18 protein-coding genes are annotated in these 26,203 nt (G+C 43.6%); 8 read left to right on the top strand and 10 right to left on the bottom strand.

Going from position 1 to position 26,203, the window contains the following annotated elements:
* Positions 1–424: 424 nt before the first annotated feature.
* Together A3860_RS16400 and A3860_RS16395 are read left to right on the top strand one after the other, a co-directional pair.
* Positions 425–5,518, top strand: a complete 5,094-nt coding sequence (locus tag A3860_RS16400) for a PKD domain-containing protein (protein WP_081147805.1) — start codon at positions 425–427, stop codon at positions 5,516–5,518.
* Between the two features lie 124 nt (positions 5,519–5,642).
* Positions 5,643–6,716: a PorP/SprF family type IX secretion system membrane protein gene (locus A3860_RS16395; protein ID WP_081147804.1), complete on the top strand. Its 1,074-nt coding sequence runs from the start codon at positions 5,643–5,645 to the stop codon at positions 6,714–6,716.
* Positions 6,717–7,530: 814 nt separating this feature from the next.
* Here the strand turns inward: A3860_RS16395 and A3860_RS16385 are convergent.
* Positions 7,531–7,758, bottom strand: coding sequence for a hypothetical protein (locus A3860_RS16385; protein ID WP_081147802.1), 228 nt, complete (start codon positions 7,756–7,758; stop codon positions 7,531–7,533).
* A 143-nt stretch (positions 7,759–7,901) separates the two neighbouring features.
* Positions 7,902–8,729 (bottom strand): MOSC domain-containing protein, encoded by an 828-nt coding sequence (locus A3860_RS16380; protein WP_081147801.1) that lies wholly within the window; start codon positions 8,727–8,729, stop codon positions 7,902–7,904.
* Between the two features lie 521 nt (positions 8,730–9,250).
* Here A3860_RS16380 and A3860_RS16375 point away from each other — a divergent pair.
* From A3860_RS16375 to A3860_RS16355, 5 genes are all read left to right on the top strand, one after another.
* Complete coding sequence (locus A3860_RS16375) at positions 9,251–10,060, top strand: MBL fold metallo-hydrolase (protein ID WP_081147800.1); 810 nt, start codon at positions 9,251–9,253, stop codon at positions 10,058–10,060.
* Positions 10,061–10,435: 375 nt separating this feature from the next.
* Positions 10,436–11,077, top strand: coding sequence for an RNA polymerase sigma-70 factor (locus tag A3860_RS16370; protein WP_081147799.1), 642 nt, complete (start codon positions 10,436–10,438; stop codon positions 11,075–11,077).
* A gap of 130 nt (positions 11,078–11,207) precedes the next feature.
* Positions 11,208–12,497: a FecR family protein gene (locus tag A3860_RS16365; protein WP_081147798.1), complete on the top strand. Its 1,290-nt coding sequence runs from the start codon at positions 11,208–11,210 to the stop codon at positions 12,495–12,497.
* Positions 12,498–12,922: 425 nt separating this feature from the next.
* Complete coding sequence (locus A3860_RS16360; protein ID WP_158085277.1) at positions 12,923–16,360, top strand: SusC/RagA family TonB-linked outer membrane protein; 3,438 nt, start codon at positions 12,923–12,925, stop codon at positions 16,358–16,360.
* A 94-nt stretch (positions 16,361–16,454) separates the two neighbouring features.
* Positions 16,455–17,759 (top strand): RagB/SusD family nutrient uptake outer membrane protein, encoded by a 1,305-nt coding sequence (locus A3860_RS16355; RefSeq protein ID WP_158085276.1) that lies wholly within the window; start codon positions 16,455–16,457, stop codon positions 17,757–17,759.
* 134 nt (positions 17,760–17,893) lie between these two features.
* Here the strand turns inward: A3860_RS16355 and A3860_RS16350 are convergent, their stop codons facing one another.
* From A3860_RS16350 to A3860_RS41095, 4 genes are all read right to left on the bottom strand, one after another.
* Positions 17,894–18,154 carry a hypothetical protein gene (locus A3860_RS16350; protein WP_081147795.1) on the bottom strand — a complete coding sequence of 87 codons (261 nt, stop codon included), beginning with the start codon at positions 18,152–18,154 and terminating at the stop codon, positions 17,894–17,896.
* 155 nt (positions 18,155–18,309) lie between these two features.
* Positions 18,310–18,741 (bottom strand): MauE/DoxX family redox-associated membrane protein, encoded by a 432-nt coding sequence (locus A3860_RS16345; protein WP_081147794.1) that lies wholly within the window; start codon positions 18,739–18,741, stop codon positions 18,310–18,312.
* A gap of 660 nt (positions 18,742–19,401) precedes the next feature.
* A complete protein-coding gene (locus tag A3860_RS16340; protein ID WP_081147793.1) occupies positions 19,402–19,665 on the bottom strand; it encodes a DUF6520 family protein in 264 nt (87 codons plus the stop codon).
* Between the two features lie 501 nt (positions 19,666–20,166).
* Positions 20,167–20,331 (bottom strand): hypothetical protein, encoded by a 165-nt coding sequence (locus A3860_RS41095; protein ID WP_158085275.1) that lies wholly within the window; start codon positions 20,329–20,331, stop codon positions 20,167–20,169.
* A gap of 36 nt (positions 20,332–20,367) precedes the next feature.
* Between A3860_RS41095 and A3860_RS16335 the strand changes: the two genes are divergently transcribed.
* Positions 20,368–21,408 (top strand): response regulator, encoded by a 1,041-nt coding sequence (locus tag A3860_RS16335; protein WP_081147792.1) that lies wholly within the window; start codon positions 20,368–20,370, stop codon positions 21,406–21,408.
* On the opposite strand, the gene A3860_RS16330 is transcribed toward A3860_RS16335, so the two are convergent.
* From A3860_RS16330 to A3860_RS16315, 4 genes are all read right to left on the bottom strand, one after another.
* Entirely contained in the window at positions 21,405–21,776 is a 372-nt protein-coding gene (locus tag A3860_RS16330; RefSeq protein ID WP_081147791.1) for a phage holin family protein, read from the bottom strand. The two genes, A3860_RS16335 and A3860_RS16330, sit on opposite strands and share 4 nt — an antisense overlap.
* 24 nt (positions 21,777–21,800) lie before the next feature.
* Positions 21,801–22,019, bottom strand: coding sequence for a YtxH domain-containing protein (locus tag A3860_RS16325; RefSeq protein WP_081147790.1), 219 nt, complete (start codon positions 22,017–22,019; stop codon positions 21,801–21,803).
* Between the two features lie 431 nt (positions 22,020–22,450).
* The gene (locus A3860_RS16320; protein ID WP_081147789.1) at positions 22,451–23,491 is read right to left on the bottom strand and encodes a LacI family DNA-binding transcriptional regulator; all 1,041 of its coding nucleotides are present in this window, start codon (positions 23,489–23,491) and stop codon (positions 22,451–22,453) included.
* A gap of 11 nt (positions 23,492–23,502) precedes the next feature.
* A complete protein-coding gene (locus A3860_RS16315) occupies positions 23,503–25,794 on the bottom strand; it encodes a GH92 family glycosyl hydrolase (RefSeq protein WP_081147788.1) in 2,292 nt (763 codons plus the stop codon).
* Positions 25,795–26,203: the final 409 nt, after the last annotated feature.

The following is a 26,203-nucleotide window of genomic DNA, read 5'->3' as shown; positions in this document are numbered from 1 at the left end:
GTTTTATTAACTTTTGGTTGAAATAACAGGGGAGCTTTCAGATAATAGGTTTGTGAAGTAAGAGGTATGAAGTAAGAAGATTCCGATTTTTCCGATTTCCAGCTGCTTACATGCGGGAGTCCCGAAATTCGGGTACTTCCTATTTCTTACTTCCTACTTCCTTTTTCCGTACCTTAGCGCCCATCTTTTAGCATTCGCCTCTTCCACAAAAAAGAAAAAAACCGATTGGCATAGGAATTTGCCCGAACCGACAGAAGCGTTCAATAACGCCAGGCTTCGCAGGCATTTTATTTCCCAATCAATTACTATTCCCGGTACAGCGGGCAGCCGCCGGCACTCAGGCTGTTTGCACCGGCGATCTATATCCTTTCCAGAAAATCCGCGAGACCTTTCCTGATCCTATTTAACCCCTAACCCTGATTGTATGCGCCAGACACGAAAGACGTCTGCCTTTTTGTTATTGTTGTTTGTATCGTTACTCTATGATTCACCGGCATTCACCCAGGTAATAGCCGGCATCAGGGCCAATGGCCAGGTGGTCAATCATGGAGATACAGTACGGGTATGTGAAGGGAACTCCATCATGTACCAGAGTTCAGGGCAGGGCGCTATGAATATCTTCTGGCGTTTTACAGGTGGCAGCCAAACCGGCGCAACAGGTATTGGCCCCATTTACGTAATGTACCCCACTGCCGGCTATTATACTGCCAGTCAACTAATAACCGGTGGCAATATGTCTGACTCTACATTTATTGTAGTGCATGTCTCGAACAGCAAACCAACCTCCAGCTTCAGCTTTACCCCCGATAATGTTTGTGGTAATATCAATATTCAGTTCACTGATCATTCTATTGGTACCGGCCTTTCCTATATTTGGGATTTTGGCGATGGCAGCACCAGCACGGCTCCAAACCCTGCCCATCAATTCCTGAATGCAGTGGGTATGCCGGGCACTACCACCTACCCGGTAAAACTGGTTGTCACCAACTTATTTGGTTGCCAGGACTCCTCCACCCAAACCGTTGTTGTCAAAAAGGTACCTGATGCATCGGTTGGCAATGCCGATGCCGCAATAAGCTTTGGCACCTTCAACGGAGTGCCCACTTTCAAACGCTGCTCAAATATTGCCTCCTACACGTTCAGTTTCATAAATCAGTCAACAACAACGGGCATTAACGCCAGCTATACTATTTCCTGGGGCGATGGTACGCCCGATACCACCTTCAATACCTGGCCGGCAGCCACTATTATAAAGCATATTTTTCCGTTGGGCAGCAATTCCATGACGGTAAGCGTCACTGGCGCCGATGGTTGTATCGGCATCAAAAAATACATTGTGTTCCTCGGATCTACCCCCGCCGGCGGATTATCGAGCCTGGGAAATACCGACGTTTGCTCATCCGATTCCCTCCGGTTCGCCATCAATAATATTTCGGCCAACCCGCCAGGTACGCAATACACTTTTCTTATCAATGATGGCTCCGTTCCACAGGTATTTGTTCATCCGCCACCCTCCATTGCAGCGCATTACTTTGCGCGGGGCTCCTGCTCCTTTAGCAGCAGTAGTGGTAACAATACCTTCGACAATGCATTTGGCGCCTATCTTACCATTGAAAACCCCTGCGGTACAACCAGTCCATCGGTAGTGCCTATTTATGTGTCGGGTAAACCGCGGGCCAACATCTACGTAACCCCTTCCGAAACAGTATGTACCAATAGCCCGGTGTCAATTATCAGCAACTCTACCTATGGTTCGGTAATAACCCCCACCGGTGGTACCGGCTCTACCTGTACCAATACCGGCAAACAGGTGTGGACCATTTCACCGGCTACCGGCTATACGATCAATTCAGGCACCACGGGTTCATTAAATGGCAATGCTACCAATGGTTTTTTATGGAGCGGTGGCAGCCCCATCGTGGATCTTACTTTCACCGCAACCGGCACTTACACGGTAAGGCTGTATATATTTAATGAAAAGTGTGGGTTAGATAGTACCATAAAAGTGATCTGTGTACGCAATGCACCCGATGCCCGTTTCACTATGAGCAGCAAAACCAGCTGCGGGCCAGGCAGCGCTGTGTTTACCAACACATCACCCGTAAACGGATGCCAGGGCGATAAATACACCTGGAAGGTTACTTACAGCGACCCCTTAAACTGCAGCGCCAACCAATCAAATGCCTGGCAGTTCTTAAACGGTTCAACCGCTAATACGCCTTCGCCCGAAATGCAATTCAATGTACCGGGACAATACATTATACGCCTTACCGTTTCGGCCATAGACGCCGGCCTGGCCTGCGCTGAATCATTTAAAGAAGATACATTCTATGTAAAAGGCTCACCAAAAGGAACCATTACCCCCATCAATGCAGTTTGTATCAGCAATGGCCTTACCCCTTCAGCCACTGCCAGCACCTGTTACTCACCCGGCCCGCTCGGCTATCAATGGACCTTCACCAACGGTACGCCGGCTACATCCAGTCAACTGAATCCCGGCACCATACAATATACCAGCACCGGCACCCATGCGGTTCAATTGAAAGTAACCGACAGCAGTTGTAATACCAGTGTTACCATAAATACAACGGTGACCATTACCGCAAAACCAGTTGCCAATGCCGGCAACGATACAACCATCTGCAGCCGGGAAAGCATCACCATTGGTTCGCCTGCAGTAAATGGCGTAAGCTATCAATGGTCACCGGTAACCGGCCTTAGCAATGCAACAAGCGCCAATCCCGCATTAACCCTCGATTATACCGGCACAGCTTCCGATACAACTTATGGCTATAAATTAATTGCCTCCATTGGCGCCAACTGCGCAACAGAAGATTCTATTTATATCACGGTAAAACGCCGGCCCGTTGTTACCATCACCACTGCCGCTACCACTATTTGTATTAACAACAGCACGCAACTGGAAGGGGGTGGCGCCACCACCTACACCTGGTGGCCAGCCACTACGTTGAATTATAAAACGCCCGATACGGTAATGGCTACCCCGGCCACTACCACCACGTATTACCTGGCAGGTTCCCTGGCCAACGGATGTGCCGATACAACCAGCCTGCAGGTGACCGTTAACCCCGATGCCAAAGCGCAGTTCACGGCCACCGGCACCACCAAATGCGCGCCGGTGAACCTCGATTCTGTGATCAAAACCATTCCCTTCCCGCAAGGCAACGGACAATATAACTGGTACGCCAATGGTGCATTGATCGGTTCCAACACCAACGGTGCATTTCCCAGCTACCCTATGGCCGGCCAGGCGCAAACCGTGGTGATAAAACTGGTTGCCGCCAGCGCCCATGGCTGTAAAGCCGACAGCATGGATATGACGTTTAATACCGTGCCCGGGGTAACAGCCGGCTTTACTAAAGACCAGGCAAAAGGATGCGGGCCTTTGACCGTAACATTCACCAACACCTCGAGCCAGTTGAATGGCATCCGGTTCTTCTGGAATTTCGGCAATGGCACTTCCAGTACACAGGCTTCGCCGGCTGCCATTACCTATAATTCCAATCCTGCCTTCCGCGATACCACTTTTTACATTACCCTGAAAGCGTATAACGGTTGCGATACCTCGTACTATCGCGACAGTGTGTTGGTATATGCCGACGCCAAAGCCCGTTTCACCGTAGATACCACAAAAGGTTGCTCGCCTTTTGATGTTACTATAACCAATAGATCGGCAGGTAACAATTTTGCCTATTACTGGAATTTCGGTGATGGGGTTACCGATACCACTACCAGCAACAATACCTTTGTACATATTTACCATACCGGCGTCATCAGCACATTTGATCTTAGGTTGATCGCCGAAAATCATTGCCGCCGCGATACCCAAACCATTACCCTGCTAGTGCTACCCAACTCAATTGACGCCCGGGTAACAGTGAATGGAAACCAGCTGGAAGGCTGCGCCCCGCATACGGCCATCTTTAATAACAGCAGCACCGGCGCCTCTACCCTTACCTGGGATTTCGGCGACCAATCGCCACTGGTAAAAACGCCGAATGCGCAAAATACCGTCAACCATACCTACACTGCTGCAGGCGTGTATACGGTAAGCATACAACTCGAAAACGATTGTACCGATACAACCATTTATCGCAAAGTCACTGTTTACAGTAAGCCGGTAGCCGCATTCAATCTCAGCAACACGATCGTTTGTACCGGCAGTAATGTATTAACTACCAGCACGGCACAAAATGCAACCGCATTTGAATGGTTTTGGGGCGATGGACAAACTTCTTCTGCTGCCAATGCTTCACATGCTTATCAGTCGGCAGGCACTTACGCCATTAAGCAGGTGGCGCAAAAATTAAACAATAGCGGACTGGTATGTACCGATACCACATCAAAAAACATTGTGGTAACAGATAAAATTGTACCGCAAATAACTGTACGCCCCGGCAAAGCATGCATTCCCTATACCTTGCAAACTACCGCCACCAATGCCACCAATGCCCTTAAAATAGAATGGACATTCTATGACAGCGCCCAGGCGCCCTATACCTTTAAAGCAACCGGCAACAGCGCAGCGCATATCTATAACAAACCCGGCACCTATTGGGTGAAACTGGTTGTTCATACCACCTCAGATTGTGCAGACAGCACCACCTATTCGTTTGACGTATACAATACGCCTGTGGTGCAATACACCCCCGCCAACACCAATACCTGTAATCACGATACAACCGTTTCTTACAAAGCCAGTATTAAATATTCCGGCACAGACGAAGTGCACCTGAAATGGTTTATCAACAATACGCTCGAGGGAATGGACAGTCCGTTCAATTACCACTTCCGCGCACCGGCAACAGCAACAACGACTACCCAGTATAGTATTCAAATACTGGCCGAAAATAAATCAGGTTGTGGCGATACTACGGCAGCAGGCACCCTGGCCATTCAACCATTGCCACGCCCCGATATTGCCCTGTCGCCATCAAACGTATTACTGCAACCCGATTACACCTTTACGTTCTGGGATGCCACACCCACCAATGCCAATAAAATTTATCAATGGGACCTGGGCGACCGCACCCGGCAGCAACGCTCGGGCCAAAAGATCACCTATACCTATGGCGATACCGGCGTTTATAACGTACAGTTATATGTACAGGATTATGGAACTGGTTGCAGCGGTTACGATACCGTACAGGTACGCATTCTTTACATGCCGGGCTATTTGTATGTGCCCAACGCCATATGCCCCGGCTGCAGTAATAATTCTTTACGGCAGTTTTTACCTATGGGCAAAGGCTTGTCGCAATACCGGTTGCGCATCTTCAATTCATGGGGGCAAAAAGTATTTGAAACAACCCGGCTCGATGGCAATGGCTCGCCCAATGAACCCTGGGATGCAAGCTATAATGGAAAGCCATTGCAGCAGGATACCTATGGCTGGCAAATAGAAGCGCGGTATATAAATGGAACAGAGTGGAAAGGCATGCAATATCCCGGAAGTGATAAATATGTGAAAGCAGGGTTTGTGACGGTAATCAAATAATCGAGTTTGTTAGTTCGAGAGTTAATAAGTTGAAACGTGAATGGAGAACTCAGTAGCTAACGAACTCAATAACCAACAAACTTAAAAACGAATAAACTCAATAACTGAAAGACCAAAACTAAAAATGAATAAATATTTACTCACCATAATCATAATCCTGCAATTAGCCCTGAACCTACAGGCGCAGGACCCGGTGTTTTCGCAACCATTCCTGTCGCCCGTATATTTGAACCCGGCAGCAACTGGCGCCGGTGATTACGATCTGCGGTTCAGCGCCATCTATCGCCGGCAATGGTGGAGCATTCCTTCCCAAATTTCCTATAGCGCCGTATCGGTCGATAAATTCGTTCCTTCCCTGCATGGCGGTTTTGGTTTGCTGGGCACCCATTCATCAGAAGGTTATCTGAAAAAAACCGGTATTTACGGTTCCTATGCTTATACTATTTGTTCGGGCACTTTATCAGCTGCCGAAAACGGCGATGTTCCCCGCTGGTTTGCCAGCGGCGGCTTGCAATTTGGCTTTATGCAAAGAAGAATTGATTACAGCAAACTGGTGTTTGCCGATCAGCTCGATGTTGATGGCGTTATTCCCGGCAGCGTATCGTCGGCCGATAAAGCGGTGAACAGCAGCAAATGGTTTGCTGATTTTTCGGCCGGACTTTTCTTCAACTATAACTTTAATGATAATAACCGGTTATTGCTTGGCGGTAGCGCCCATCATATTAACCGCCCCGATGAATCGCTCACCAGCACAGCCGACACCTTTCGCAGCCAGCTCCCCATTCGCTGGACGGGTAACGCTATGTATACTTATACCAATCCCGAACAAAGCTGGTCATACAGTATAGCCGGCATTGTTTATACGCAGGACAAACAGAATTCATTTCAGGTTGGAACCGAAATAACGCAGAATCAATATGACATCAGCCTGGGAGTTTGGTACCGCGGCAGTATAAATTTCCGTAATTACGATGCCTTTACAGTTACCCTGTCAATTAACCTCGCCGGTAAAAGCGGCAATGGATACAAAGTGCGCGCAGGCCTTGCACACGACGCCCCCATTGGGCAGAACCGGTATTCCTATACCACCGGAAGTTCTGAATTGGGTTTTGTGTGGGACCAAAGTACCTACAACCAGGATGCGAACAATGCCTGCAAACCGCGGATCAATAGTAAGAGTGCCTGTCCGATAGACTAACCGGGGTTCCAGGCTTAATGAGGTACAATGCGCGATTAGGCCCCTTCTGGTGCCGGACACTCAGAGCCCGGCCCTTCCAAACGCTGGTTTTAACACCCAATCGCTGGCAATTTGAATAGGCCCCTTCCCGGTGCCGGACACTCAGAGCCCGGCCCTTCCAAACGCTGGTTTTAACACCCAATCGCCGGCAATTTGAATAGGCCCCTTCCCGGTGCCGGACACTCAGAGCCCGGCCCTTCCAAAAGCCGGCTTTCACACCCAATCGCGGCCAATACGAATGCCCCATCCAGATCAAGCCTTTAAGCAAGGGCCGGCCGATAGAACATTTCCCCTCCCCCACCCAGCCTTCAGGTAAAGGCGCCGGCCAGCTTACATGGTAAAATATTTCATATATTTACAAGAGAGGAAAATGGCTGAAAGCGGAGTACAGATTACAGCCTTCAAAACTCTTTCCGCAAAAAAAGCACTAAGTACACAGCCACGAATGCGTAAAGAAAAAACGCAAAAATTCCGGCTCCTACCTTTTAGTCTTAATCAGGTTTTACTATTGATTTGGGGCTACCCCGGGTTCACCCCAGGGCCGGGTCTGGTTCGTATCAGTTTCGCTGATTTCCCGTACATATTTCGTACATGTCTCGTATATGTGCCGTATATAAGCCGTTCCTTTAAAGGAACGAAACATGTATGGAATACCTGCAGAACATGTATTTGATAAATACGATATAGTAGCGAACCCGATACGAAGCAGGTACGCTCCCGGCATAATAAAAAGGTAAACAACAATAAATAATAAGAAAATTAAAACCCTTGCAGCTTACAGCGGATCGTGGTCCTTTGCTTTGAACCTGTAATCATTAAACAACGGAAGCGGCTCCTTGACAAAGAGTTTATTGGGCGCCTTGGTTTGTGAAGGGTTTATCTCTTTACCGGCGGGTTTGTAATCATCATTAATTACATCCTCATTCTTGTACACCATACGCAAAGATGAAGACTCCTTCGGAGCCAGTAATTGATGGAGTTTTTTATTACTATTATTTTTCATCACGGTACATTTAGTAAGTTATCAGGGGCTTAAATAGTAAAAAAAACAGACCAGGGTTTTTAAACTGATAACTTATTAATATACACTCAGTGTGTTGCTATTTTTCCTCAGGTGTAGTAATAAAGAACTTTATGGGTAACCGGTTAATCAGGCAATGCTTCCACCATCTTTTGTTCATGAATCGTTATAGTATCGCCTATGGAAATTATTCCGTTTCCACGGTACAATAAATTCTGGCCAAAATAGATCTTGTTGTTCTTCATGCGGTACGAGCTAAGCGTTTTAAGCGGTTCTTTGGCCTTTTCGGCAGTTTGCTGATTAATGGTTGTTATAACGCAACGGGCGCAGGGTTTCACCCCAAAGAAAGTGACACCATTGATCTCAAATTCCTTCATTGAATCTTCCTGGAAAGCGGTTCCACCGGTAAATACAATATTTGGGCGGAACCGGTTCATGGGTACAGGCGATGGCAGCCGGCTGTTGAGATCATCGAGCGAAGCCTGGCTGATCAGCAATAAAGGATAGCCGTCAGAAAAACTGGTAATTTCTTTTTGATGCGCATAGCGGCTGTCTACAAAACGGTGAGTGCTTTCGGGCATATAAACCAGCTTGCAGGATATGCCAAGTTGTTTGCTGAACCAGGCATCGGCGGCAGAGCTCACCCGGTATGCCCGGCAATGATTGCTCCATACAGTGACAGTGAAGCTTTCTTCAGTGGCTGGGTCAAAAGGAACCAGCAATTCAGCGCCTGGCTCACTGCTGTTTTGAACCAACAATCCGGTTGCCGCTATTTGAACTTTTAGCAAGGCCATGGTATTCACTTCACGTTGTGACAGAAAATGGTCGTTTTCGTCAACCAGCATCCATCGCCGGTCATATTCAAAGCCGCGATCGGTAAGTGTGGCGGCATTCAATGAAATACCACCTAATGATTTAATGGGATAAATATATAGTTCGCTGACTGTAAGCATACGCTAAGTTAAAATTGAAAACCATACGATGAAAAAACAGCTAATTAAAAAAGCCATCCCGATTGTATCGGAATGGCTCCTGACCTATGTCAGCAGATATTTTGATGGAACGTACCCCGGTTAGGCGATACCAACCGAAAGTGTCCATGAATGATCTGTAGATTTCATGAATACCTCCTTTTCTTTGGTGAATTGTAAATATACGAAAAAACGTCGTCAGATAAAAGGCAGATACATGCACAACTTTACAAAAATGTTTGCTGTTGATATTTACGCTTTTGTCGCAATGCGCCGTTTAAAAAATTTCTGGTACTAACTTTGCATTATCAGAAACCCTGATATTATTATGCTATAGTGCGTTGGGTAATGTACTGTGCACTTTCCTGAATATCAGCTGCACATACTCACTTGTTGTGATCATTATAATATCATAAGTATCACATTACGCAACACCGGCAGCAGCACCTGTTGGTTAAAGGTCTGAATTTCTATAGGAGCATTTTCTACGCAAATAATTTTCTATGATCCTTTCGCCTTCGGCAAAGAACATCTGTTACACCTGTGGTGTACGATATGGCACTTCTATTGTTCCCCACATTTGCGAGATCTGTGCAGATGACCGGCAATACCCGGGTTTTACCGGACAGGTATGGACCAGCTATAATGAACTGGCTGCCAAAAGCACTATCCGCTTTTCCCGCTTACAGTCTACCATATACGATTTACGAATAACCCCGGCATTCGCCATTGCGCAAAAAGCGCATCTCGTACTGTCTTCATCGGGCAATATTCTGTGGGACTGTCTTCCGTTTATCGATGATCAAACTATTGCATTCATCAGATCGCTGGGCGGCATCAGGGCCATTGCCATTTCGCACCCGCATTATTATAGTTTGATGCAGGATTGGGCCACAGCCTTTGACTGTCCCATTTATTTACACGCCACCGATAAGGAATGGATCAAAGATCCGGGTGGTTATATTGAATTATGGTCGGGCGGTTCAAAAACGCTTTGGGACAATATCAGCATTATACATGTAGGCGGGCACTTCCCCGGCAGCACCATCCTGCATTTACCCGACCATGGCCGGGCAGGGTGTTTACTTACCGGCGACAGCATTTATGTAGCCCCCAGCCGGCGGCATATGGCCTTCATGTATAGTTATCCCAATCATATTCCCCTGCCCAAAAAAGACATTGAATTCATTTACGAACGGGTTCACCCCCTGCATTTCGATGCCATGTACGGCGCTTTTGAATGGATGAACCTGGCCGAAGGGGCCCGGGTTATTTTTGAAAAATCGATTAGCCGTTACCTTTCCATTTACTGAGCCGAAAATTTTTTTACTAATTAATGACAATGGATTGACCGTATTTTTTCACTTGAGAAATCAGGTGAATTACTTATGGGCAATTAGAGAAAACACTTAAGCAGTTTTTTAATATATTTTTGTAAACTTGCATCCCGCCGTTAGCTGCTTTATAAGAATGGGCAGATAACGCGTTTTCTGGTACTACAGCAGTCGCCCTGATTATAGCAACCTCCGTTATTTTTGAAACTGGATAGTTATTCCTGTACCATTAGCAATTTATTGATAGTCACCTACCTTATCTTTATTTGAGCACGGTTAAGGCAACCGTGGTTTAATAATGGTATTGGTAACAGCCAAAGGTTCCCGGTTAAAGATGATTTAAATTGAAACCCGATGAAGAAGACATTTTTGGAAAAGGATTGGCTTACGGCATTTAATCAAGGGAATAGTAGTGCTTTTCGAGTGATATTCGAAAATTACAACAGACTGCTCTTTACCGTCGCCATACAAATGGTAAAGGATAAAGAACAGGCAGAAGATATTGTTTCTGAAGCATTTGCAAAACTTTGGCAACGCCACGATACGTTTCATTCCGAAGAACACATTAAAGCCTTCCTGTTTGTTGCCACACGGAATGCCTGCCTCAATTATCTGCGGCATATACAGCGAAGAACGGCTTCTCAAAGTGAATTGTCGTACCTCCAGCGCGACAAGGATGACCAGGATATTATGACAGATATGATAGAAGGGGATCTGCTGAAAAAGATCTATCCGCTGATCGAATCGCTGCCCACCAAATGCAAAACGATCTTCAAACTGATCTATTTTGAAGATGCCAGTACCGACGAGGTTGCTGAAAAACTAAAGATCACGCCCCGGAATGTACTGAACCAAAAAAGCCGCGCCATTCAATTGCTGAAAAAGAAATTACTGGTAGCTGTTTTTATCAGCCTTTGCCTATGCGGGTCCCTGGCTTACAAGCTGAAAAATGGTCATACAGCCGAAAACATAGCTATTTTTTATTATACGGACTGAATAACAATCACCTTTATTTATTTTTTTAAATTATTTTTTGTCAAAAAAAGCCTTTAGTTGTTTGTATATAATGTAAGGTTTTAAAGGCTACTGAGAGTTTGGAGACTTTCAAGTTTTAAATACCATAACTATGCAGGAAAAGGTAAATAGAATTACAAGTCTGATTGAAAAGTTCCTCGAGGAAAGCTTGAGTAAGGAAGAGGAAAAGGAACTTAATGAATGGCTGGCAGAGTCAGAGCATAATGGTTTATTTTTTCAGCAGATCACCGATAAAAAAGGTTTACGCGAAAAATTAAAACACTATGCCGGCACTGACAGTGAAGCTATTTGGAAAAAGACGCTGCAAAAAATTGACGGAGCCAAACTGGTAGATCTGTATCCCGAAAAGAAAACGTACAGAATACCATTTGGTAAAATTGCTGCTGCAGCGGCTATTCTCCTCCTCATTTCTGCCGGTACCTGGTATTATTTCGGACAGTCAACCCATAATCAAACAGCCCAAACAGCAACGAACGAAAGTGGCACTAAAAGCCGGATCGTTCCCGGCAGTAATAAAGCCACACTGACCCTTGCCAATGGATCTAAAATTGAATTGACTACAGCGCAGAATGGGAACCTGGCAGATCAGGGTCATATGCTGATCACCAAGACTGATGGACGGTTAATATATAACAGGAAGCCGGATTCGGACGGTAGTCAAAGTGGACAAGATTTGTATAATACAGTCACGACTCCAAGAGGAGGTGAATACCAGATCACTTTACCTGACGGAAGTAAAGTGTGGTTGAATGCGGCTTCATCATTGCGTTTTCCTATAGCCTTCGCCGGGAACGAGCGAATTGTTGAGCTCACCGGCGAAGCTTATTTTGAAGTAAATCCTCAAAATCAGCCTGGTGTAAATGGCCCAATTGCCCAAAAGGGAAAAACCGTCAAAACACCTTTTATCGTTAAAATAAATACGCCCGCCGGAAACAAAAATGAAGTGGAAGTGCTGGGAACCCATTTTAACGTAATGGCCTATACTGATCCCGAAGTAACTGAAGCAACAATTAAAACCACGTTATTAGAAGGCAAGGTAAAAGTAACATCCGGAAGCAATTTCCAAACAATTCACCCGGGCGAACAGGCTAAACAGAAAGAAGGGACTATTTCGGTTCAACGGGTTGACCCTGAGGATGTCATTTGGTGGACGGGCAAATTCATTCCGGTTGGCAGCGCCGATATTGAATATACAATGAACCAGATCGCCCGCTGGTACGATGTAAATATTAAGTATAAGGATGATAAAAAGCCAACCATTTCATTCGAAGGCAAGCTTCCACGTACGGCTACCATTGAAAATATTATTAAACTGCTGAACGCCAACAATATAAAGGCAAGGTTAAACGAAAAAGACAGAACAATTATAGTAGAATCATAATCAAATTATTAATAAACGTAACACCTACCTATACCGGCGAAAAATATTGTTTTCCCGTTAATCATTAAACCACATCTAACGCTGTTCTTCCATGAAAGATATGGGCAGCGTTGAGCTAAAAAAGCTACCCTGCGACCATGAGCCTCCCGCTCATGGTTCGCAGTAAGGTGGCTTAATTTTTTTTTATATTTGTCCTACCTTTAATGCGAAAGCGTAATTTTAATGGATTTGATGCTGACTGTGGTTGCCTTATTTGTAAAAAGCTGTGTTTAGTCAACTTTTTTCCGTTCATGCGGGATTGAGGTTGACTATTTTTATTTTTACACCAAATAATGGTTGCAAAACCCGGCCACCACTACCTGCCATTCGTATTGAAGGATGTGTTGATTATGAAACTAATAACTGCTTTTCTAATCATTGCTTGTATGCTGTCAGGTGCATCTGCACTTGCGCAACGGGTCACATTCTCTAAAAAGAATGCAACCATTAGCGACATCCGTAAAGTGTTGGAAAAGCAGGCCGGCTACACCATTTTCAATTCCAATTCTATCTCTGCGCAATTGAAACCGGTAACCATTCACGTCACCGACGTAACTATAGAGCAGCTTCTTGATGAATATTTCAAATATCAAACCTGTACCTATACCATTATTGATAAAACAATAACTGTAATCCCCAAGGGCAGGCAAACCGCAACGGCCGTAAAGCTGGCCAATATTAAAGGCAGGATCGTTAATGAACAGGGGGAACCGATCCTTGGCGCTACCGTCACCGTAAAAGGAAGCAACCAGCAAACGAGCACCAATGAAAATGGTGAATTCAGACTGAATGCCGTTGATGAAATTGATCTGAGCATTGTGGTCACCAACGTAAACTACGATCCTGAAGAAGTTAGCTGGCAGGGCGAACCTTTACAGATCAAATTAAAGCAACATATTAGTGAGCTGAGCAAAGTACAGGTAGTTTCTACCGGTTATCAGAAAACTACAAAAGATAAATCGCCGGGCTCTTTTGTGAAGATCGATAATGAACTATTAAACCGCCGGGTTTCAACCAGTATCATTGACCGGCTCGAAGGTATTACCAGTGGCCTGGTATTTAATAAGAACATTAACCCCAATGCCAATCAGTCAACCATTTCTATCAGGGGAAGAGCTACCATTTATGCCAACCCCAATCCATTGATTGTAGTTGATAATTTTCCATATACCGGTGACATCAATAATATAAACCCCAATGATGTTGAAAGTATTACGGTATTAAAGGATGCAGATGCCGCATCCATTTGGGGCGCCTATTCGGGCAACGGCGTTGTAGTTATTACTACAAAAAAAGGGAAATACAATCAGCCCCTTAAATTATCTGTTAATAGTAATGTGACTGTTGGCCAAAAACCCGATCTGTATTATACCCCTGTTTTAAGCTCATCAGACTATATTGATGTAGAGCAACATTTGGATAGTAATGGATTTTATAATAACGCAATTAATAACGCCTCGCACCCGGTGCTTTCGCCGGTAGTGGAAATACTGATAAAACAAAAAGATCATACGATCACAGACGCTGAGGCAAATGCGCAGCTCGATCAACTAAGGACCCAGGATAAACGAACAGACCTCAAGAAGTATTTTTACCGCCCCAGCGTTAACCAGCAATATGCCCTGAGCGCCAGCGGTGGCAGTAATAATAACAACTATTATTTTTCAGTTGGGTACGATAAGAACCTCGATAACCTGGTAAGGAACCAGTATGACCGCATCACGCTTACCGCCAATAATTCTTTTTCCTGGCTGCAAAAGAAACTGGAGCTCAATACCGGCATTATTTACACCGAATCAAAGGCGCAATATAATAACAGGGAACTTGCAAATCTTAACTATCCTTACCTCGATTTGGTAGACGATAATGGCAATGCGCTAACCGTGCCTATAGATCTGCGGCAATCCTATAAAGATACTGCCGGGGGCAGGGATAAGGCTAATGGGATTAATGGGATTTTGCAAGATTGGGATTATAAACCCTATAATGAGCTTAAATACAGCGACAACGCTACAAAGACCACCGATTACCGCCTCAATGCAGACATAAAATATTCGATCTTAAAAGGGTTAGAATTTACCGCATTGTACCAATACAATAAGGGATTTATTGAAGGGGAAGACTATAAAAGCCTGCAGACCTATTATACCCGGAATTATATAAACCAGTTTACAGAAGATTCTGCCGGGAATGTTACCAGACCTGTTCCGCTGGGTGGCATTATGGACAAGGTGACCCAACGATATGAGGCCCATAATGTACGCGCTCAACTAAATTATAACCAGGGATGGTACAATCGCAATCGCAGCAAATATCACCAGGTCATTACATTGGCCGGTGCAGAAGTAAGAGGGCTCAAAACATTATATGAAACGCTTCGTTTTTACGGGTACAATAAAGACCAGCCCTACAACAACACCGTAGATTACGGCAATACCTTTCCCCTGTTCAACGCCCCCTTTATCTACAAAAGTATAGAGTATAAGGACCACAATAGAAATACGGCAGACCGTTACATCTCCTACTACCTGAATGCCAAATATATTTTTCAGCGGCGGTACATCCTGTCGGCCAGCGTGCGTAAAGATGAATCGAACCTTTTTGGCGTAAGCACCAATCAAAAAGGAGTGCCGTTGTGGTCAGCGGGCGTTAGCTGGGAAATGAACCAGGAAAATTTTTATCATGTTGGCTGGCTACCCTTCCTGAAATTGCGGCTAACCAATGGCTATAAAGGCAATGTTGATAAATCCGTATCGGCTTATACCACAGCCCAGAACGATGGATTAAATATCTGGCGCACGTTGTCGGCTTCCATCGTTAACCCGCCCAACCCTTCGCTACGCTGGGAAAAAAATCACATGATCAACTTTGGGGTTGATTTTGCTCTACGTAACAATATGATAGAAGGCAGCCTGGAATATTATACCCGTAAAGGGATCGATCTTATAGGCAGCAGCCCGCTTGACCCTACCAGCGGCGTTTCTATTTTCAGGGGCAATACCGCCGATATGAAAGGGAAAGGCGTGGATATTATGCTGCGGTCAAAAAACATCAACAAGCGGTTTAAATGGTTCAGTACCCTGCTGTTCAGCTATGCTGCAGATAAGGTAACCACTTATAAGGTACAACAAAGCCTCGCCTGGTATTATTGCGATCCCGGCTATATAAGCCCTATAGCCGGTAAACCCTTATATTCTGTTTTCAGTTTTAAATGGATGGGGCTTGTTGACTCTACCGGCGATCCGCTAGGATATTTTAATAAACAGGCAAGTACAAAATATAGTGATATCATAAATTCAACTGATCTTTCAGATCTGGTATACAGTGGCCCGGCCTACCCCGTTTATTTTGGCAGTCTGCGCAATAATTTCAGCTATAAAAAACTGGAACTTTCTTTTAACATTACCTGGAAAATGGGGTATTATTTTAGAAGGAGTTCCATCAATTATTATAGCCTGCTGTATGAATCTTCACCGGGCCATCCCGATTATGAAAAAAGATGGCAGAAACAGGGCGACGAGCAATATACCTCCGTACCATCAATTTCACTTGATCCCGGCAGCAATACAAGAAGCCTTTTTTACAAATATTCGGATATATTAGTTGAAAAAGGCGATCACATCAGGCTACAGGATATACAGGTAAGCTATCAGCTAAATAAAAATGAGATCAGGTGGTTGCCTATGAACCAACTCAGAATATACGTGTACGCCAATAATCTGGGTATTATCTGGAAGGCGAATCATGCCGGCATCGATCCGGATTATATTTCAAGTACACCCAACCCTAAAACGATTGCAGCAGGTTTAAAAATTGATTTTTAACCAGCAAATTCCTTTTCCAATGAAAGTAAACAGTAATTACTTATTTGTGGCTATACTCAGTTTGAGTTTTTTAAGCTGTAACAAAAAGGAATTCTTGGACGAACGGCCCAATTCGGATGTTTTTGTGCCTACTACACTGGAAGATTTTCAGGCCCTGCTCGATAACGAGATTGCCCTCAGTGTAACACCAACTTTGGGCGAGCTATCGGCAGATAATTATTACCTGACTGCAGATTTCTGGAAGCAGACAATAATCCCCAAAGAACATAATGCCTATATCTGGGCGGAAAAAGTTTTTGAAGGAGAGAGCACTGTTGAAGACTGGAATGCCCCTTATAAGCAGGTATTGTATGCTAATGTAATTCTGGATGGGTTGAAAAAAGTACCGGTAACCTCAGGCAATCTGCAACAATGGAACAATATGAAAGGGTCGGCGCTCTTTATCAGGGCTTATGCTTTTTATAACCTGGCCCAGGTATTTGCACTGCCCTACAATGCAACCACCGCCGGTAACGACCTCGGCATTCCATTGAAACTAACACCTAATGTAGACGAAGTTGTACACCGGTCAAAGCTCGATGAAACCTATGCGCAGATCCTGGCCGACCTGCTGGAAGCCAAAGATCTTTTACCGGCGGAAGTATCGTACGCTTACCGCAACCGGCCCAATAAACCCGCGGCATTTGCCCAACTGGCCCGGGTGTATGTAAGCATGCGGCTGTATGATAAAGCAGGAGCTTATGCAGACAGCTGTTTACACCTGAAGGATACCTTAATGGATTATAACAATTTTAAGGATCTCTTTACATTACGACCTTTTGACAAGTATAACCCGGAAACATTGTATCAAACCAAATTTATTGAAACCGGGGTATTAAAAGCAGGATCATTAACAAGAGGTTGTTTTGTTGATACTATATTATACAGATCATATTCTCCTAACGACCTGCGGCGCTCACTTTTTTACCAGGGAAATTCATTTTATGCAAATATGAAGGGCGGGTATACCGGAACGCTCTTATTCTTTACGGGGCTGGCAACCGATGAAATGTACCTGGTACGGGCCGAATGCCGGGCACGGGCAGGTGATATGGAAGGCGCCCAGAAAGACCTGAACTACCTGTTGCAGCGCCGCTATCAAACCGGCACATTTATACCCTATACAACCTCTACGCCAAACCTGCAGGATACCATATTGAATGAAAGACGAAAGGAAATGCCTTTTCGCGGTGTTCGGTGGACGGATATCCGGCGGCTGAACATGGAAGACCCAAACATTACTCCCATGCGCATTTTAGATGGACTGCCATATACCTTGCCGGTCAATAGCCCCAAGTACGCATTACCCATTCCGCCAGATGCCATGAGTACGGGCCATTACATACAAAATGAAAGATAGATCCCGGGCAAAATAAAAGCCGGCCATTAAACAATGACCGGCCCTATAGGAATTATTTTTACTTTTTAATTGATCCTAACACAAATACCAACAAGTAAGTCCAATCCCTAATCAATTAAACAGCGCTTCAGATACTAATACTGCGGCGCATACCCCCCTGTACGGCAGGGCGCATAGTAATTGGGCTGCCCAATGGGATCGGGTTTGTAGTAGGTACATACACCACCGTTTCCACAAAGATAATCCACTCCATATTCGCCTGTGGCTATATAACCCGTACCATTCCAATAATACTGTTGGCCAACCTCACATTGAACACAGGGTCTGGTTGCAAAGGCGCCCCCAACGGCAGCCAGTATTGCTGTAGCAATAAATGCCAGCTTGATCTTGTTCATTTTTGTTTTTGTTTATTAATGGTTAACTTTTGATTGCCTACTCTTTTATTCAGGTTTTCGGCTTCTCCTTACCTGCTTCATATTTGCACACTTATTCCGGAATAAGTGAGGCAGCAAAAAACAGGAAAAAGTTATTCGTATTTAAACTGTGCCATTTATACGTCTGCAGCATGTACCGGTTCACGTTTTTTGAGAACAATGCCCAGTAATGAGATCCCTACAAAAAACAAATTAAAGAAAAGGTGTTGCGGCCAGGTGAGCTTTCGTATAACTCCACCACAGGAACAGGGTATATACTTAAACGCATGCATTAATATAACTATCGTGTATATAGTAAACGCCGACATTAGCACCACCGACGCGTATAAGGCTGGCATTCTGGTTCGCTCAAAAATTAACCCGATGGCAATAATCACTTCAATAATAGGAATACTCCATACCAGGTAAGGAGTCATCCAGTTTGGGAACGGTTGATTATTAATTTCGCCAATAAAAACTTTAAAAGCAAGCCATTTACTAACGCTGGCATATAAAAAAAGCAATATCAATAAGGAAGATATTATCTCAATAATTATCTTTCTTTTCATAATATGAAAGGGTTATAAGGGGGCAACAGTTATTGACGAATGGAAGCATCCCAAAATTCACTGAATCCGGCTAATACGTTAGATGGAAAGATTAGAATAAGGTGCTTAGAGGGGGATAAGGCAGATTGGTAGAATTGAGGGCGATGGTAGAACTAAAGTTATAACTTATAAATTAGGTTCAAAAATTTATATCAGATATTTTTAGCTTATTTAAAAAAGTATAATTTATTTTCCAATTTATGCAAAAAATGTTCCTGCGTAAAAATAAATCGCAGAAATAATATTGCACAAAAGACAAACTGGTTCAGCGGATTATACTTATTACACTTTTTTATAGTTCGTTTAATTCTGATTGAAAGTATTTGCTCTTACCATCCTGTAGCATCCTGTTCCAGTCCATGCTTTTTACCCCCTGGAAAATACGACAAAACATACTGCTAATGCATTTTAGCGACAAAAACACCAAAATTGCAGCCATCTAATAAACAAAAAACCGGCCATTTATAAAAGCCGGTTTTTAATAAATGATAAATTCCTTTTAAGATATTTATCTAAAGACCTTTCGAATGATTTGTTGCGTTTTACAGGTTTATTCCTACAACGCGGTACATAGTTTCGGTTATCCCTTTTATATAATACATAAAGTTATTTCAGTCATGGTTATTTGTTCACGGGTACAAATTCTCCTTTCCTGAATGGTAAAAATTCCTGGGGACGGGCAACCGAATCGGGTCTATAGAACGTACAGGTATTTTTAGAATCGTAACAATTGTAATCAATGCCAAACTCGCCTGCAGGTTTAAAACTGTTATTTTCCGGAATATATTGGGAGGTATTGTTCTGCATACAGTAGCGGGTGGCAAAAGCGCCGGCAATAGCAATCGTAATGGCAATAGCATTTAATACAATCTTAATTTTTTTCATATCCAGGTGTTTAATGGTTAATCATGGCATTCGCCCGGCGAAAGCCATAAATGCATATGATTCTTAACTATGATTATATACCCATGTAAACCCTACATGTGTATAATAACCAATCTGCCTGCGTTAACCTTAATTTTTTTGCAAAAAGCTATACCGTTGGAGAGTCACATAGTTTCAGGTACGGCAGATCATTCATTCTATCATGAATACAATCAGGCCGAATACCGGCTTTGAGGTGTTGAAAACAGAAGCACGATCAATTCAAAATATTATTTCTATTGCAATTACCGGAGTAAAGGATCCGGGTTCATTAATATTGCTACTATACAGTGTGCTGCTGTTTTGTAATTGCGTAACCAGGGAATCCGGTTAAAAGTATAAAGAAAAAGATTTGATTCAAAAAAATCAGCAAACAATATTCGTTTCAAAATACATTACGGCTATATCTTCCATTCATAGGTCTTCATTAAAAATTATAAATAACATTTAAGTATATAACCATCAGGTATTACTGAAACTAAACAGCAAAATAGAATTTAATTTATTTTTAATGTCACCCTGTTTATCATGTATCTGCTCACAATTATAAACCTGCAAAAAATCAGTTGCCGGGCTGACAAACATCACATTGCCTGTGCCATTAATTGCTAAAGTTTGTGTATTCAAAAGACCCATTTAGCAATACTGCAATCAGTAACAGGTATGAAAAAAATATTGCTTATTGAAGATAACCAGGCTATACGTGAAAATACAGCCGAGATACTTGAACTGGCCAATTATCAGGTATTTACAGCAGAGAATGGAAAAACAGGCATAGAGACCGCCCTGAAAGTAATACCCGATCTCATTATATGCGATATAATGATGCCGGTACTGGATGGTTATGGCGTTCTTCATTTAATGCATAAGAACAGCTCCCTGCAAAATATCCCCTTCATTTTTCTTTCGGCGAAATCGGAACGGCTCGATATCAGGAAGGGTATGGAGATGGGCGCCGATGATTATATACCCAAACCCTTTGATGAAACAGAATTATTAAACGCAGTGGAAAGCCGCCTCAAAAAAGCCGACCTATTGAAACAGGAATGGAAGGGCGGAATAGATGAGTTGAATAAATTAATACAGTTAACCGATGGGAAAAATGCGTTGCAATCATTAATAGAAGACCGCACAGTAAACCGTTACCGCAGAAAACAGATAATATACCAGGAAGGCAATCGTCCCTCCCGGTTATATTATGTTCAAAAAGGAAAAGTAAAGACCTATAAAACAAATGAGGATGGCAAGGACCTGGTAATAGGCCTTTATAACGAAGGCGATTATCTGGGTTATGTAGCCTTACTCGAAGGCACATCCTACAACGAAACAGCTGAATCAATTGAAGAAACAGAACTGGTAATAGTTCCCAGAGAAGATTTTGAGAAGCTCATCAACACCAGCCATGATGTAATGCGAAAATTCATCACCCTGCTGGCGCATAATGTAGCCGAAAAGGAAGAAAAACTGCTGGGCCTGGCCTATAACTCATTACGAAAAAAAGTAGCTGAAGCATTACTGACTCTACATAAAAAATATCATGCGCCAATCGACATCAGCCGCGAAAACCTGGCTACGATTGCCGGCACGGCAACTGAATCGCTTATCAGAACTTTAAGCGATTTCAAGACTGAAGGACTGGTGAATATTAAAGGCGGAACAATTACAATTCTTAATGAAAAAAAATTGAGTACTATGGTCAATTAAGGTTTATCCTTTTTTTCTTCCTCATCCTCATTGTGTAATTTCCTTATTATTGCATTCATTACCGGAAACCGGATAAGCCTGCTTCTGGTCAACCAAACAATAATTCCTAATAACAGGTAAATACCGGCTACGATCAAAAATCCCGAATAACGCTTTCCTATCCAGTCACTCAGGGCCCAGGCGCCTGCAATACTTCCAAACATTAAAACAAATAAAAAGAACAGTATTACAATGCCCCCGGCAACCAGGTCGCCTATTATCAGGGACGTTTTCTCAGCAATGCGTAGCTTGGTTAATTCTACTCTTGTATTGATATACTCTTTTACATGATCAGTTAACCCTTCCAGTTTTTCGAACGTTTCTTTCATATGATCATATTAAATAGTTCCGGTTTACGCATAATCTTCACGTTGTTCCATATCATCCTTTACGGCATTCATCTTCTCTTTCATTTCATTGAACTTATTTTTAATTGCATCAGACATTTTTTTCCCTTCTTCATTGATCTTCTTGCGTGTTTCAGACCCTTTATCGGGAGCAAACAAAATACCTACTGCAGCACCCACTGCCGCGCCTAGAATAAAAGCCGTTATGATCTTACTGCTGTTCATACAATAAATTTTAAATTTTGAATAAACATACTATCTAAATATGATCCCATACAAAGTTAATGGCATGCGGCTTACAAATGACTGATCATTGTCATCAATGCTTACACAACCAGCCCCATCCCGGGCTACATACCGGAGACTGGCAATTGTTCAAAACTAGCTAAATTACAATTGATTATACAAATGATTTCTAAAGCCAGCCGCTGGCATAGAATTTTTAAAATCTTTTCCAATAAGAATTTCGTCAATTAGAAATCAACAGATAGGCGCAGTAAATATGCCGGTTGAAATCACTGACCGTAAAATTATAGAAGAAAGGAACAGGCATTTTGCTGCCATTGTACAATCAGAGATGCTCTTAAAAGAACCTGCCAGGCCGGAATTCAATGGCGACCCGGCAGGTTGCCGGTAACTTAACAGCCTTCGCGCTGTTATATTTTCGTACTAACTGGAACTACAGTAGATCCTCTTACAATCAATTTTGCAGAAAGCTCAACCTCGCTACGGGGAAATTTATTTTCCGAGTTTTCACATTGGTCCATTAATAATGCCACCGCTTTTTTTGCAATTGCTTCAACGGGTTGCTCAATGCTGGTAATACCGGGCGGGTACAGGCGGAAAATATCGTGGTCGTCAAAACTTATAACTGCAATATCTTCCGGAATTGCCATATTTAACCTTTTGATACTTTCAAGCCCCAGGATGCCCAGGTAATTGGTAGCAAAAAATAACGCTTCCAGTTGCGGGTTGTTTTGCAGCAAATTCGCAATAAGTTCAACCGCTTCTTCACGTTGATGGGTGTATGGAATTTTAAGGATATTTTCTTTATTCAACCGGATGCCTTCTTTCGAAAGTGCGCCTATATAGCCATCGAGCCGTTGTTCCATTTGCATAATATCAAGATCAACGGTAACAAATCCTATTTCGCGGTACCCCTGAGCAAACAAATGCGACATGCCCTGCTCCACCGCGTCGGCGTTATTTACCAGCACATGCGAAGCTTCCACAGTCGGCAAATAGCGGTCAATTAATACAACCGGCCGCTGTAACTGAACCAGTTGCTGAATATCTTCTTCCATATGCGGCGCCGGCGTAATGAGGTACCCATCAACCTGCCGTTGCGACAGCATATTGATCAGTTCCTTCCCCTTTGATGCATTATTCTCTGTGCTGCAGTACACAACGCGGTAACCGTATTGTTCAGCCTCTTCTTCAATCGTTTTTGCCAGTGTAGCAAAAAAAAGGTTTCCAATATTCTCAACGATGAGGCCCAGGGTTTTGGACTTACCGGTACGTAAGCTTATGGCCAGCTGGTTGGGGTAATATCCTGCATTACGGGCAACCTCCAGCACACGCTTTTCAACCGTTTCGCTGATACGCATTTTACGGGCTTTGCCGTTTAATACAAATGATACGGTAGACGATGCCACGCCTGCCATTTGAGCAATATCTTTTATTGATACTTTCTTCATATGGTTAAGTGTTACCGGGTTAAAACCGGAGATACAGAAAATGGATATGCAACCTTTGTTGTTCCTCTCGTAAGAGAAGGCACATTCTTTACATCATATAACAAAGTACCTCCTTTTTGTAATTGACTATGATCGATCCAGTTATTCGTATGCGCAACGCCGTTCAATGAAATATTATGTATATAGAATGTGTTTTTGTCGGTAGCAGGTGCCTGTATCACCAGCTTTTTTCCATTCTCAAAGGTCAGGGTCATCTTACGGAACAGCGGCGTTCCAAAAACATACTGCGTTGTACCGGGACAAACAGGGTAAAAACCCATGGCAGAAAATACATACCAGGCCGAAGTTTGGCCATTATCTTCATCACCACAATACCCATCGGGAGCTGAATGATATAATTTATCCATCACCTGCCGTATCCAGTATTGCGTTTTCCAGGGTTCGCCTGCATAATTGTACAAATAGATCATATGCTGAATTGGCTGGTTGCCATGCGCATACTGTCCCATGTTCATGATCTGCATTTCACGGATCTCATGAATAACGCCTCCATAATAACTTTCATCGAAAACAGGCGGCAGGGCAAATACCGTATCAAGCATTTTGGTGAACATTTTTGAGCCGCCCATTAAATTGGCCAATCCCTGCACATCATGAAAAACACTCCAGGTGTAATGCCAGCTGTTGCCTTCGGTAAAAGCATCGCCCCATTTGAATGGATTGAAGGGTGATTGAAAGTGACCATCTTTATTTTTTCCCCGCATTAAATGAGTGGAATCATCGAACAGATTTCGGTAGTTCATACAACGACGTGAAAAACTATCGATTTCTTCTTTTGGCCGGTTTAATGCTTTGGCCAGCTGGGAAATAGTGAAGTCGTCATAAGCATACTCCAACGTGCGGGCGGCATTTTCATTGATATTAACATCATAAGGCACATACCCCAGGGTGTTATAATATTGAGCGCCCTTTCTTCCTACCGATGTTAGCGGCCCTTCTGCCCTGGTATTTTTCAAAATGGCTTCGTACAATGTATTGATATCATAGCCGCGAATACCTTTTATATAAGAATCTGCGATCAGCGCTGCAGAGTTGGAGCCTATCATGCAATCGCGATGGCCCGGACTGGCCCATTCGGGCAACCAGCCGCTTTCTTTATAGGCGTTTACCAATCCCTGCATGATCTGGCTGTTCAACGTAGGGTACATTAAAGTAAAGAATGGAAATACAGCCCTGAAAGTATCCCAAAAGCCATTGTCGGTAAACATATAACCAGGCAACACTTGTCCGTTGTATGGACTATAATGCACTACTTCGTTGGCTTTGTTGTATTCAAAGAATTTACGGGGGAACAACAACACCCGGTATAAACAGGAATAAAACGTTTGTAACTGTTCGGGCGTGCCCCCTTCTGCTACCATGCGGCCCAATTCCCTGTTCCAGGCCTGGCGGCCTTTTTTACAGGTATTATCGAAAGAATCGCTTCCTAATTCCCGGCTTGCATTCAATTCGGCCTGTTCAAAACTAATAAAGGAAGAGGCTGTTTTAATATGCACCTGCTCACCTTTACGGGTTTTAAACCCAATGATAGCGCCGCTGTGGCCACTCTGGTATTCGAGCGTATCTTTTGCCAGCATTTTATCGTGCCAGGTATGGGCCACTGAAAAATCCTTGTCAAAATATACTATAAAATAATTTTTGAAACCGTCGGGCACTCCCCCACTATTGGCTGAGGTATAGCCTATGATCTTCCTTTCGGCAGGAATGATCTTTATGTAAGAACCCTTATCAAAGGCATCAACTACAATAAATGAACTGTCGCAGGCCGGAAAGGTGAACCGTAACTGGGCAGCCCGCTCAGTTGGCGTTATTTCAGCAGTTACATCCGCATCGGCCAGATAAACACTGTAATAATAGGGGGTTGATCTTTCTGTTTTATGCGAGAACCAGCTTGCCCGTTTTTCCTGGTCGAAATTCATTCTTTTGGTAACAGGCATTATACTGAATTGGCCATAATCGTTTATCCAGGGCGAAGGCTGATGGGTTTGTTTAAATCCGCGGATCTTTTCGGCATTGTACTGATAGGTCCAGCCGTTGCCCATGGTGTTGGTTTGCGGCACCCAAAAATTCATTCCCCAGGGAAGCGCGATGGCAGGATACGTATTCCCGTTGGAAAGCCCGGGTTTTGAATCGGTGCCCATTAATGGATTGACGTAATCTACGGGCTCAATTGTGTTTTGACGTGCCTGTACGTGAATATTTACGCAATAAATGGCAATGGCCAAGCAAAAGTATGCTCTCATGTATGCAGTTAATTTAATTGTACCCATAATGTGTCAGTACCAATAAATTTGTAACAATGTTACACTTCTAAAACGATTTTGCAAAATTAATTAAATAGCATTCTCATATATTTTTTATGAAAGCAGGTAAAAATTTGAAATAGAATTAATGACAATGAGATCGTTCAAATTCCTTACAGGGCTAGGCTGATATTTTTTTGGAAGAAAGAGTAAAGTGCAGCTTATTGTGCGGTAATTGGCATTCGAAATATCAGGTTTGGGATGGCAGGGAATGCACGAATCGCCGTTGCTGAGACCTGCACATTGAAGTTTGGCCCAAAAGCCGGGACTGGCCTTGCTACGCAGCTATTTCGGGAAAGCATGCAGCAATAGCTTTAGTGCCGGGGAATGTATGAATCACCGTTTGTTG

Source organism: Niastella vici (genome assembly GCF_002077945.1).
GTDB classification, from domain to species: Bacteria; Bacteroidota; Bacteroidia; order Chitinophagales; family Chitinophagaceae; genus Niastella; species Niastella vici.
Note: the sequence above shows the minus strand (reverse complement) of the source record. Positions and strands in the feature narration are given on the sequence as shown.